Genomic DNA, 12,414 nt, shown 5'->3' on the forward strand with positions numbered 1-12,414 from the left:
GGTAGCCGAGAGCAGCCAACGCACTTATCGTTTAAATAATGACGAGGAAATAACCTTATTCCATTTTACTTTCCTCTAAATTATTCAAGTGAGAAGAAGGCGGCAAATGAGGATATCCCAAGGAGCATACATAAGTATGTGACTTGGGTAGCCGAGAGCAGCCAACGCACTTATCGCTTGAAGAATAACGAGGAAAGCTTATACTGAAATCTCTTGTCGGAGTGCCTAGCATGCAATGCATCAGGCTGAGACCGTTAATTCGGGATCCGCGGAACCTGATCGGGTTAATACCCGCGAAGGGAACAAGAGTAATCACTCAGCGCCATTTTTGACCTTTTCCTTTTGGTGAAAATTTAAACGCAACGTCTTTTTTATTACTCCTCCGAACTCCTGACAAGCAACTTTCTTTCGATAAACCCGCTTGGTGCGCTTTGCATCATAGCCGTGACAATGTCAGGAAATTGCTATGTCCAATATTACAAATAATGTTATACCGACCGCTGATTTATCCCCACAAGCTGCACCTGCTCGCACGCGTAAGGCCCAACGTGACGCCGCTGAAAACTTTATCAACACCGTTTCTGGTGTTTCATTTCCGAATTCTGAACGTATTTATCTCCAAGGTTCAAGAGACGATATTCAAGTCCCGATGCGAGAAATCCAGCTTTCGCAAACCCTCATTGGTGGCGACAAAGATAACCCGCAATTTGAAGATAACGAACCCGTTCCTATCTACGATACCTCAGGCCCTTACGGCGACCCAACATCAGAACTCAACGTTCACAAAGGCCTGAAAAAAATTCGCGCACCGTGGATAAACGAACGTTCAGACACCACCGAAGTCGAAAACTTAAGTTCTGACTTCACACAACAGCGTCTCGCTGATGCGGGTCTCGACCACTTACGCTTTAACAACCGCCCACACCCATTAAAAGCGCAAACCAACAAATGCGTCACCCAACTTCACTACGCTCGTAAAGGCATCATTACCCCAGAAATGGAGTTTATCGCCATCCGCGAAAATATGGGTCGTGAACGTATTCGTGGTGAGGTTTTGCTGCAACAACATCCAGGGCAAGGCTTTGGGGCTAATTTGCCCGAAAATATCACGCCTGAGTTTGTTCGCCAAGAAGTCGCCGCGGGTCGCGCCATCATCCCAGCCAATATCAATCACCCTGAATCTGAGCCGATGATTATTGGCCGTAACTTCTTGGTGAAAGTGAACGCCAATATCGGCAACTCGTCGGTCACTTCATCCATCGAAGAGGAAGTGGAAAAACTGATTTGGTCAACGCGCTGGGGCGCAGATACCGTAATGGATTTGTCCACAGGCCGCTACATCCATGAAACCCGTGAATGGATTTTACGTAATAGCCCAGTCCCCATCGGCACAGTTCCCATCTACCAAGCCCTTGAAAAAGTCAATGGCGTAGCGGAAAACCTGACGTGGGAAATGTTCCGCGATACGTTATTAGAACAAGCCGAGCAAGGCGTTGACTACTTTACTATCCATGCTGGAGTCTTGCTGCGTTACGTACCAATGACCGCTAAACGCTTGACGGGCATTGTCTCGCGCGGTGGTTCTATCATGGCAAAATGGTGTTTATCTCATCACCAAGAAAACTTCCTGTACGAAAACTTCCGCGAAATTTGTGAAATTTGTGCCGCTTACGACGTTTCCTTGTCATTAGGTGATGGCTTGCGCCCAGGCTCCATCCAAGATGCAAACGATGCCGCACAATTTGCCGAACTTCATACCCTTGGCGAGTTAACCAAAATTGCGTGGGAATATGATGTCCAAGTGATGATTGAAGGCCCTGGCCACGTACCGATGCAGATGATCCGCCGCAACATGACGGAAGAATTGGAGCATTGCCACGAAGCCCCATTCTATACCTTAGGGCCGCTCACAACCGATATTGCACCAGGTTATGACCACTTTACCTCAGGCATTGGTGCAGCAATGATCGGCTGGTTTGGTTGTGCAATGCTCTGTTATGTCACACCAAAAGAGCATCTGGGCCTACCGAACAAAGACGATGTTAAACAAGGGCTTATCACCTATAAAATTGCAGCGCACGCAGCTGACCTTGCCAAAGGCCACCCAGGTGCACAAATTCGTGACAATGCCATGTCAAAAGCACGTTTCGAATTCCGTTGGGAAGACCAATTTAACTTGGCATTAGACCCCGAAACCGCACGTAAATATCACGATGAAACCTTGCCACAAGCTTCGGGGAAAATTGCCCATTTCTGTTCAATGTGTGGGCCGAAATTCTGTTCGATGAAAATCTCCCAAGAAGTACGTGATTACGCAGCCCAAAAAGAAGCAAACGAAAAAGAAGCGGGTATGGAACAGATGTCTGAAGCCTTCCGAGCCCACGGTAGCGAGCTATACCATGGCGCAGAAATTGTGAATGCAGAGGTCGCTGATAATGAAAAAATCGCCTAATCCTATTATTACGCCAACATCGCCATTCCCCGAAACCGAGCAATACCTCGGTCTCTACCCTGTTGTTGATTCCGTTGAATGGATTGAACGCCTGCTTAGTGCAGGTGTTTCCACCCTTCAATTACGCATCAAAGACAAAGCGGATGCTGATGTACGCGATGATATCCAAAAAGCTATTGCTTTGGGTAAAAAACATAACGCACGGTTATTTATCAACGACTACTGGCGCTTAGCCGTGGAGTTTGGCGCTTACGGCGTACACCTTGGTCAAGAGGATTTGGAAACCACTGACTTGCTGGCAATCCACCAAGCAGGGCTTCGGTTAGGCATTTCAACCCACGATGAACATGAGTTAGCCATCGCCAAATCCGTGCGCCCCTCTTATATTGCAATGGGGCATATTTTCCCCACACAAACCAAAGAGATGCCGTCATCTCCTCAAGGATTGGAAACGCTAAAAGCGATGGTTGAGGCAACACCTGATTACCCAACTGTCGCCATTGGTGGAATATCCATTGAGCGCGTACCTGCTGTTTTAGCAACAGGTGTTGGCAGTGTGGCACTGGTCAGTGCAATTACCAAAGCCGATGATTGGCGGGCAGCCACTGAAACGTTACTGAATTTAATTGAGCGTCATCGCGCTTGTTAATTAATTCATAATCAAATAATTAGCCGTGTATTTAGTGAAATAGACACACGGTTGATAATTCGAGGAATTTAATCATGTTAAGTGACCAAGAATTCATGCGTTACAGCCGCCAGCTATTACTTGAAGACATTAGCCCTGAAGGGCAACAAAAACTGAAAAATAGCAAAGTGCTGATTGTCGGTTTAGGTGGGTTAGGATCTCCCGCATCCCTCTATTTAGCTGGTGCAGGCGTTGGCGAATTATGGCTTGCTGACCACGATAACCTGCATGTCTCTAATTTACAAAGACAAGTGCTCTACAATACTGATGATATCGAACAGTCAAAAGCCCAACTTGCAGCAAAGAGGCTTCATCAACTCAACCCGCTCGTGAAAACACGAGCAGTTGTGCAAAAACTAGAAGTTGAAACATTAATCCCACTCGTTGAGCAGGTCGATTTAGTGCTTGATTGCTGCGATAACATGGCAACACGCCATGCCGTCAATGCCGCCTGTGTCATGACCAACACGCCACTCGTTAGCGGTAGCGCAGTGGGCTTTGGTGGACAGCTAATGGTGCTCGAACCGCCGTTTAGTTCAGGGTGTTACGCCTGCCTTTACCCCGATCAAGATGAACCTGAGCGAAACTGCCGCACAGCGGGAGTATTAGGGCCTGTCGTTGGTGTTATCGGTACGCTACAAGCACTTGAAGCCCTTAAATTACTTGTCGGGTTGCCTTCATCTTTAAGCGGAAAACTACGCTTGTTCGATGGAAAACAACAACAGTGGAACACTTTGCAGTTAACGCCTTCGCTGCAATGTCCAGTTTGTCGGGAAGAAGCATGCATATCCTAATTAATGACCAAACTATGGCGCTTGATGCCCCGCTGACTGTCAACCAGTTATTTGAGACGCTAGGCCGCTCCACCGCTGGCACAGCACTGGCTATCAACCAAGTGATCATTCCAAAGAGTCAGTGGGATTCTCATCTCATTAATGACCAAGACAATATCTTGTTATTTCAAGCTATCGCTGGGGGCTAACAATGTTAAAAATCGCCGATTTTACCTTTCAATCACATCTATTTACAGGAACAGGAAAGTTTGCCAATGCCAGGCTAATGCAAGATGCCATTCAAGCCTCAGGTAGCCAATTAGTCACCATGGCCATGAAACGAATTAATTTGCGTGGGCAGGATGATGGTATTTTGCAACCTCTCCAAGAGCTTGGCGTAAAGCTTTTACCCAATACATCGGGGGCAAAAAACGCCCAAGAAGCGGTATTTGCTGCCCGCCTTGCTCGAGAGGCACTGGGCACCAACTGGGTCAAACTCGAAATTCACCCTGATATGCGCTATTTATTACCCGATCCTATCGAAACCCTGCTCGCCGCGGAGCAGCTCGTCAAAGAAGGGTTTGTGGTATTACCTTATTGCAGTGCAGACCCTGTACTGTGCCGCCGTCTTGAAGAAGTTGGCTGCGCGGCAGTCATGCCATTAGGTGCGCCTATCGGCACCAATAAAGGCTTAGCCACTAAAGAGATGCTGCGGATTATTATCGAGCAAGCCACCGTGCCCGTTATTGTCGATGCAGGGATTGGCGCACCGAGCCACGCCGCAGAGGCTATCGAAATGGGGGCTGATGCGGTGTTGGTGAATACCGCGATTGCCGTTGCCAAGCACCCCATTTTAATGGCGAAAGCCTTTAAACTTGCCGTCGAGGCCGCTGAACTAGCTTATCAAAGTGGATTAGCGGCACCGAAGCAACAAGCCCAAGCTTCCAGCCCACTCACCAGCTTTTTGGAGGCATTATCATGATCCCCCGTTTCCAAGAGCGCTTAAGTACATTGGATTGGGACGACACAACACTGCGAATCAACAGCAAAACCGCCCACGATGTAGAACACGCTTTAGCGAGTGATATCCTCACCCTCGATGATTTTATGGCGCTGCTCTCCCCTGCTGGACGCCCTTATGTCGAGGCAATGGCACAAAAAGCACAAAGACTCACCCGCCAACGTTTTGGTCATGCAGTTGGGTTTTACGTTCCTCTTTATTTATCCAATCTCTGCGCAAACGATTGTACTTACTGTGGTTTTTCGATGAGTAACAAAATCAAACGCAAAACACTCAATGATGCTGAGATAATCAATGAGTGCGAAACGATCCGCAAAATTGGGTTTGATAGCTTATTGTTAGTCACAGGGGAACACCAAAGTAAAGTGGGGATGGATTATTTCCGCCATACCTTGCCTATCATTCGCCCTTATTTCAGTTCGTTGATGATGGAAGTGCAGCCATTAAGCACTGACGAATATAAGGAATTGAAAACATTGGGCTTAGATGGTGTGATGGTGTATCAAGAAACATACCATGAGCCAACCTACCAGTTGCATCACCTCAAGGGTAAAAAACAAGATTTCCACTGGCGTTTAGCCACCCCTGAACGCCTTGGTGAAGCTGGTGTGGATAAAATTGGTCTTGGGGCATTAATTGGTTTATCTAATAGTTGGCGCACCGATTGCTACATGGTGGCCGAGCATTTACTGTATTTACAGCAATATTATTGGCAAAGCCGCTATTCCATTTCATTTCCGCGTTTGCGCCCTTGTGCGGGTGGCGTTGAGCCTGCATCACTGATGAATGAAGCGGAATTGGTCCAACTCATTTGTGCCTTTCGGTTACTTGCCCCCAATGTTGAGCTTTCACTGTCGACTCGTGAGTCTCCGTATTTTCGCGACCATGTAGTACCACTCGCGATTAATAATGTCAGCGCAGGCTCAAAAACCCAACCAGGTGGCTATGCAGATACCAAAGAAGAGCTAGAACAATTTTCCCCAAATGATAACCGCAGTGCCGCACAAGTAGCGAATGCACTTGTGCAAGCCGGTTTACAGCCCGTTTGGAAAGATTGGGATGGTTATTTAGGCCGTTAGAATTTTACTGAAAAAGAGCATTAGCTGCACAACCGCTTAGTGCTCTTTTATTATTTAGGAGATTTTATCCCACTTGATCGTATTTTCTAAAATAAGAGCCAATATAATGCCTATAAGTAAACCATTACCCAGTAAAGAACTAAACATTGTTGGTAACGAATTTAGTACCGCAGCAGGTGCTGACATCAAAAAAATGCCAATAAAAATAGGTAATGCGAGGCGATAAATATTACGTGCATTTAATTTCATATCCGTCAGAAATGAAAATGACGAAAACAATAACGGCAAATAAGTTGCTAACATAACCGCGCTACCAATGGCTAACGGCAAAGAGCGGAAAAATTGAGTCAATACTGCAACCCCGCCCACACATAAGAAAATAAGGCTGCCAATAGTAAAAGAGATACGTGAACAGTCTTTTGTTTGAGTAATTAGACCAATTGATGAAACAAACGGTGAAAAAGGCACTACGCCTATCGGCGCTGCTAATATTGTTACAACTCCTGACATCATAAAACTACGCCGATATAAGGACTTAACGGGTAATGAATTAGGGTAAAAAACATCCGTTCCGCGCATTGCTCCAAACGTATTTGATGTGTTTAATATCCCAGCCAAAATCGCTGTTATCACAATGCTTATATTAATTTCATCAGAGCGGCCTAATGGAAATAATACCCATTCCCCTGATGAAACAGATGATATCGTGCTACCAAATAACCCACTATAGGCAACCCACCCTATGATTGTTCCAATCAATAATGCATATTTGCTAATATTCACGGGTAAATACACAATTACCCCTATTACAAATATCAGTACTGCGAGCGCCAAAAAGAATACAGGATAATTAACTGTAATATTTTCACTGCCAACACCAAAGGGTAGCCCTAACATTCCTTTTAAAAAAATAGTGACCAGTTGCGCGCCAAGTAAAAACATAAAGACCACCAGCACACCAGGCTTGAACAAACCCGCTAACCAACCACCAAGACCGCTTAGGCCAATAAGAATAGTAATAATCCCAGACAGAAAAATCCCTATGGCTAAACTCCATCCAATCGTCTCAAGAGGAGTTCCTTGCATAGATTCTGACAAAGTTACGGTTAAAATTGTTGCCCACCACAACCCTGTTGGCCCCTCCATCACGGAGCGTTTATGGCCTATAAATGCTTGCAACAAGCAAGCTAAAGCTGTTAATAAAAAAGCATACTGAGTAATAACAAACGTGGTTTGTGGTGACAAATGAAAAGCAGACTGTAACGTCGGGGGAATAACAACCGTATTACAAAAGATAAAAAAGAACCATTGAAAGCCAGAAATAATATTATTTTTTGTAATAGCAATATTCCGCATTTTCATTCCTTACCGGTGATTATATATCTGACCAGCTTAATGTTTATAACGGAAAATTTCTAATTTAAATCTAATTGTTATGATATTTATAAATCATCATTTATTCTTATCATTATAAAAAATAGCTTCATACGCTATTAATTCTCTATTTTTATTTTCATTCGACTAGTTGATAAAAATAAAGCGGGGGAAAATATTATTCCCGCTTTATTTATTACCTTTATTGCCGATATAAAAGTACGTAGTTACCAATAAAAATTATAGATAGGAAAGCGGCCAGTGTTTAAAATAGATATGCTTAGCTTGCCAATCCACTTTATCAATATTGTCGACCAATAAATGTTTTGCAACTGTAAATGCAAATTCAAAACTCACACCAAGCCCTTTTGCACTGATAAACTTTCCATCAACAACAACATCCTGATCAAGATAAATACCATCATTAAATTTTTCAGCCAGCTTGTCGCCTGTACTATAGTATCTCCCTTCCAGTAACTCGTGTGCGGCTAATACCTTTGCGCCTGAAGAGCATAGTGCACAAATATATTTATCCTCATGTATATGCCGACGAAGAAAATCAACCACCTTTTCATTCGCATACAAGCGATCAGTTCCTTTTGGCCCCCCAGGCATCATCACCGCATCATAACTATGGGCTAGCTTATCGACTAAAAGATGATCTGCACTAATTTTAGTACCAAAATACGTATTTAAAACAAGCGTATCCATGCAAGACAGCACATCTACATGAATATCTAACCGGCGCATGACATCAATGAAAACGACCGCTTCTCCTTCCTCAAAACCATCAGCGAGTAAAACAGCAACTTGTTTCATAACATTCCTTTTTTTAAAAAGATCTACTGCGTATCATCAACAACAAATTTGGTTTATACATCAAACAAATTCAGATTATTTTGGCTTATTAAAGTGTTCCATCACTTTTACAAACACGAATTTTATCCATCACAACCGCTTTCATCGCCGCCTTTCCGGGAACCAGATAATGACGGGGATCTGTCGCTTCTGGGTTTTCAATGAAATACTGCTTAATTGCATCAGAAAATGCGATTTTGAGTTCTGTTGCGACATTGACTTTACAAATTCCAAGCTCAATACAATGCCTAACATCCGCATCAGGGATCCCCGAAGCACCATGAAGCACTAAAGGCACATCTGTTTTTTTACGGATTGCTTCTAGCCTAGCAAAATCCAGATGTGGCTCACTTTTGTACATACCGTGAGCTGTTCCGATTGCAACAGCTAATGAATCAATACCCGTTCTTTGAATAAAAGTAACGGCGGCATCAGGGTCAGTAAAAAGCGCATCCGCGGCATCAACAACTAAGTCATCTTCTTGTCCGCCTAAACGCCCCAGCTCCGCTTCTACTGTGCAATCCCATTGATGACAGAAATCAACAACCCGTTTAACGATTTGAATATTTTCATCAAACGGAAAATGAGAAGCGTCAATCATCGCAGAGCGCACCCCCGCAGAGACTTTCTGGAAAATATCTGGAATATCTTCATGATGATCGAGATGTAAAGCGACTGGGACTTTATAGCGCTCAGCCGCTTGCTGACAAATAGCAATCAAGTAGTCACTTCCTGCATAAGAAAATGTACTCGGTGTCCCCGCTAAAATAACGGGAGACGCCATTTCTGCGGCAGTTTCCATAACAACTTGAATGGTCTCCAAATTGTGAATATTAAATGCGGGAACTGCATAGCCTCCCAGTTGGGCTTTGTTCAACATATTACGGGTAGATACCAAGTACATAGTCGCCTCTTAACTTTCGATTGATTTCGATTAATATTAAACGAAAGAATAGGAAAGGTAAAAGATCTAAATCACATTTCCATCCCTTTCGCACTGAAAGCAAATGAAAGAAAGGCTAGAAGTAATGAGCCATTTTAGAGCTATAACTCGTGACTCCTTTACGTAACAGATTGTTTTTAGGGCGCCTTGATTGACCTAATAGCATTTCAACTACTTTCTGAGAACATAACTGCTTTTCTAAGCGACGTGTCAGAGGAGATTGTTGTTTGAGGTAATCTTCACGAAATATCACAGTAACCTCTTGTGTTTCTTTCACACCAATAACCGTTGCTGCAATGGACGATATTTCGAAATGAAAGTCTGAGTGTTCAATTGGCAGCGGACTGCTAGGGCTATCCCAAAGTTGAATGCGGTTGCCACAATACAAAGCAATAATCACTGCACGTAATGACCAAAAACTACTCGCAGGACCACTATAATTATCGACTAAGCGGGCATCATAACCAAATAAACCTTGAGTTGGCGCTCCTGCTTTTAAAGCACCATGACCAATAAAATAACGTAAAGTGCTTTCTAGTGCATTTTTAGCCTCACCCACACTCACTGCATCACCACCTAAATCAACGCCTGCAAGTAAAGGCGCGGACACCGCGAGGCGATAACATGCACTGCGGCCAAAAAAGGGGATCCCTTGTGGTGTCATAAAATAACGATAATGATGGTTAAACTGATTTAGTGAACTACGAATGAATTCTTCATCGAAGTCTGGGCAAATTTGGTTTAGCCAATATAATGAATAGTAAAATCCCCATGCATTGTAATAATCGAAGTTACCTTTCGCGCCATCTCGAAACCAGCCATCACCCACGTAAAATTGTTTTACTCTTTCATACCGCCACGTTGCAATGGCATCTCGACCAGTGAGAGCTTGGAGCACAAATTGCACAGTAAGCGGGAAAAGATGCCAGTTATTATCAACGATATCGCAATGATTAACCTGTTCAAACCACTCAATAATTCGTTGTTGCGCAAGGTTATCCAATTTTTCCCATACCCACTCACGACTCAACCAGAGAGTCAGCGCTAAATCTGCAGATTCACAAATTTTTTGGTCATAATTTTCAAGCCTTCCCCAATAGCCTTTATGAGCAGGGTCTGTACCATGTAAAAATGCATTTTTGATGATTTCAGAAAGGTCAATTGATGCTAAATTTAACCCATTCAATGTTGCTTTTTGGCTGTGAACTAGCCATGAAGCAAGTAAAGGTAGTACCCTACTAACCCCTTCTAGGGCATCAGTTCGCACTGTTTGCTGGCCTGGGCTACCAGGGTAGTAAGCGTGGGAGTAACCCCATGTTTGATAATGAACAAAGGCTTCCGTGGTATAGCGTACTAATAATTCGCAAAGAACTGAAAGGGGTTGATTTTCATCTTGAAAGGCTTTGGTGATGTGGTTATCGTTACATTGATAGGCTGACTTTCTAATTAATCTTCGAATGATATTCTCTTTGAATAACTTCTGATAAATTTTGATATCAGGGTGTTCATAAGGCAGCTTTGGGCGTTCAGTCGGTATTGTCATACGTATTTCTCTATGATGCAAACAGGCGCATCCTTGCGCGCAGATTAAAATAAAATCTTGTGTTTATTTTGCTGATTCAATCAGAACTTGGTAACGATCTTGCCCCCATACAACGGGTTTAGGCTTATCTTTAACCCATTGATAATAAGCAGATTTTAACTCTTTTACTTTTTCTGGATATTGCGCCGCTAAATCATTCGATTCGGCTGGGTTTTGTTTATCATTGAATAATTGAAGCTGGTTAGAACCATCATCATAAAAATAAAGTGCCCATTCCCCATCACGGATCGCCCATGAACCTTTCGATAGTTTTTCTAAATTTGGGTTGTTTGGAATTTCTTTGCGTTGATAAGTGATCCATTCATGGTAGCCATGCCAAAAATCTTGGTTTTCTTCGCTGTAATGTTTCGTCCCTGGCCCTGTCCAATACAGGTAGTCATGTGGTGACTTTTCTGTTTTACCCATTAAGAGTGGCATAATATTTTTGCCTTCAACCTTCATGCTATCAGGTATGGAAATCCCTGCGTTTTGTAATGCAGTTGGTAAGATATCAATCGCAGAGACCATCGCATCACTCTGTTTACCCGCTGGAATATGCCCTGGCCAATAAGCGACAAATGGAACACGTACACCACCATTAAACATTTGTCCTTTAAAGCCTTTATCCATCGCATTCATTGGCATTGGCGACTCATGCACCGCGCCATTGTCAGAAATAAAGAAAATTAGCGTATTATTTAATTCACCATTTTCCTTTAGCGTGTTGATAATTTTGCCAATTCCCTCATCAGCCGCATTTAATGCAGCAAAATATTTGTCGGCTTCAACATTACCCGTGTTGAATTTATCCATGTATTTCGCTGGCGAGGCTTCTTCTAATGGGATGTGTGGTACGCTGTATGAAAGATTGATAAAGAAAGGTTTATCTTTGTGCCCATCAATGAAATTAATAGTTTCATCCGTTAGTAAATGCGTGGTATAGCCAGACGCTGGCACATTTTCACCATTTCGCCACATTGCCGGAGAGTTCCAAAGTGCCGCTCCCGATGCATAGAAACTATACGCATAATCGAAACCTCTTTCATGAGGTGAAAAACCAGGCTCTGGTGTCGAAATCATATTATCGTGATAATCACGAGTTTGCTTTTCTGATGCAATTTTAGGTTTTTTCAAGACCTTCGCATTATGCCATTTCCCGATACTAGCTGTGGCATAACCATTTTCTTGGAATAGTGCTGGTAATAGTTTGATGTCTTGTGGAATACCTAACATCGCATCATCATTACTGTAAGTGCCAAAGCTCGCAGGAGAACGCCCAGTAAAAATACCCGCTCGTGATGGGCCACAAACAGGATGAGCAACAAATGCATTGGTCATCTTAATTCCACCAGCAGCCATATCCGCAACATTTGGCATTGCCACTCTTGCTGCTTCCACCATCTGATTAATATCACCCTGATAACGCTGTGGTGACGGGCGCTGTGCAAGTTCTTTGACATCAAGACTATCAAGCACAAAATCGAGCTGCCCTGTTCCTAAGTCATCCATGATAATCAATAAAACATTCGGCTTTTCTGGTGTCCCGCCCGCATTCGCCGCAATGGGAGGCACTAGGCTACTCGCTGCTATCAATCCAGCTAGCAGGCTTCTCTTCATAGAAGGTAATCTCACAAAAATATCTCC

11 protein-coding genes and 1 riboswitch are annotated in these 12,414 nt (G+C 43.6%); of the genes, 6 read left to right on the forward strand and 5 right to left on the reverse strand.

Annotation, left to right across the window (positions count from 1 at the left end):
* Positions 1–207: 207 nt before the first annotated feature.
* Positions 208–319, forward strand: a riboswitch (TPP riboswitch).
* A 147-nt stretch (positions 320–466) separates the two neighbouring features.
* The 6 genes from thiC to thiH all read left to right on the forward strand — a co-directional run bounded on the left by thiC (position 467) and on the right by thiH (position 6,013).
* Complete coding sequence (thiC, locus tag PSF27_RS19430; protein WP_206086799.1) at positions 467–2,452, forward strand: phosphomethylpyrimidine synthase ThiC; 1,986 nt, start codon at positions 467–469, stop codon at positions 2,450–2,452.
* Complete coding sequence (gene thiE, locus PSF27_RS19435) at positions 2,436–3,101, forward strand: thiamine phosphate synthase (RefSeq protein ID WP_206086800.1); 666 nt, start codon at positions 2,436–2,438, stop codon at positions 3,099–3,101. Before thiC ends, thiE begins: the two co-directional genes overlap by 17 nt.
* A gap of 74 nt (positions 3,102–3,175) precedes the next feature.
* Complete coding sequence (locus tag PSF27_RS19440; protein ID WP_272539919.1) at positions 3,176–3,934, forward strand: HesA/MoeB/ThiF family protein; 759 nt, start codon at positions 3,176–3,178, stop codon at positions 3,932–3,934.
* Positions 3,922–4,122, forward strand: coding sequence for a sulfur carrier protein ThiS (thiS, locus tag PSF27_RS19445; protein ID WP_225820908.1), 201 nt, complete (start codon positions 3,922–3,924; stop codon positions 4,120–4,122). The genes PSF27_RS19440 and thiS overlap by 13 nt, the downstream gene beginning before the upstream one ends.
* A gap of 2 nt (positions 4,123–4,124) precedes the next feature.
* Positions 4,125–4,895, forward strand: a complete 771-nt coding sequence (locus PSF27_RS19450) for a thiazole synthase (RefSeq protein WP_272682092.1) — start codon at positions 4,125–4,127, stop codon at positions 4,893–4,895.
* Entirely contained in the window at positions 4,892–6,013 is a 1,122-nt protein-coding gene (gene thiH, locus PSF27_RS19455) for a 2-iminoacetate synthase ThiH (RefSeq protein ID WP_272539920.1), read from the forward strand. The genes PSF27_RS19450 and thiH overlap by 4 nt, the downstream gene beginning before the upstream one ends.
* A gap of 54 nt (positions 6,014–6,067) precedes the next feature.
* On the opposite strand, the gene PSF27_RS19460 is transcribed toward thiH, so the two are convergent.
* From PSF27_RS19460 to PSF27_RS19480, 5 genes are all read right to left on the reverse strand, one after another.
* Positions 6,068–7,369, reverse strand: coding sequence for a uracil/xanthine transporter (locus tag PSF27_RS19460; RefSeq protein ID WP_272682093.1), 1,302 nt, complete (start codon positions 7,367–7,369; stop codon positions 6,068–6,070).
* 258 nt (positions 7,370–7,627) lie between these two features.
* Entirely contained in the window at positions 7,628–8,206 is a 579-nt protein-coding gene (locus PSF27_RS19465; protein WP_206086806.1) for a DJ-1/PfpI family protein, read from the reverse strand.
* An 88-nt stretch (positions 8,207–8,294) separates the two neighbouring features.
* A complete protein-coding gene (locus tag PSF27_RS19470; protein WP_206086807.1) occupies positions 8,295–9,149 on the reverse strand; it encodes a tagatose bisphosphate family class II aldolase in 855 nt (284 codons plus the stop codon).
* A 115-nt stretch (positions 9,150–9,264) separates the two neighbouring features.
* On the reverse strand, positions 9,265–10,731 hold the full coding sequence (locus PSF27_RS19475) for a DUF2264 domain-containing protein (protein ID WP_272539921.1): 1,467 nt from the start codon (positions 10,729–10,731) through the stop codon (positions 9,265–9,267).
* A gap of 63 nt (positions 10,732–10,794) precedes the next feature.
* On the reverse strand, positions 10,795–12,402 hold the full coding sequence (locus tag PSF27_RS19480) for a sulfatase family protein (RefSeq protein WP_206086809.1): 1,608 nt from the start codon (positions 12,400–12,402) through the stop codon (positions 10,795–10,797).
* Positions 12,403–12,414: the final 12 nt, after the last annotated feature.

Source organism: Providencia sp. PROV129 (assembly GCF_028482245.1).
Classification (GTDB): Bacteria; Pseudomonadota; Gammaproteobacteria; order Enterobacterales; family Enterobacteriaceae; genus Providencia; species Providencia vermicola.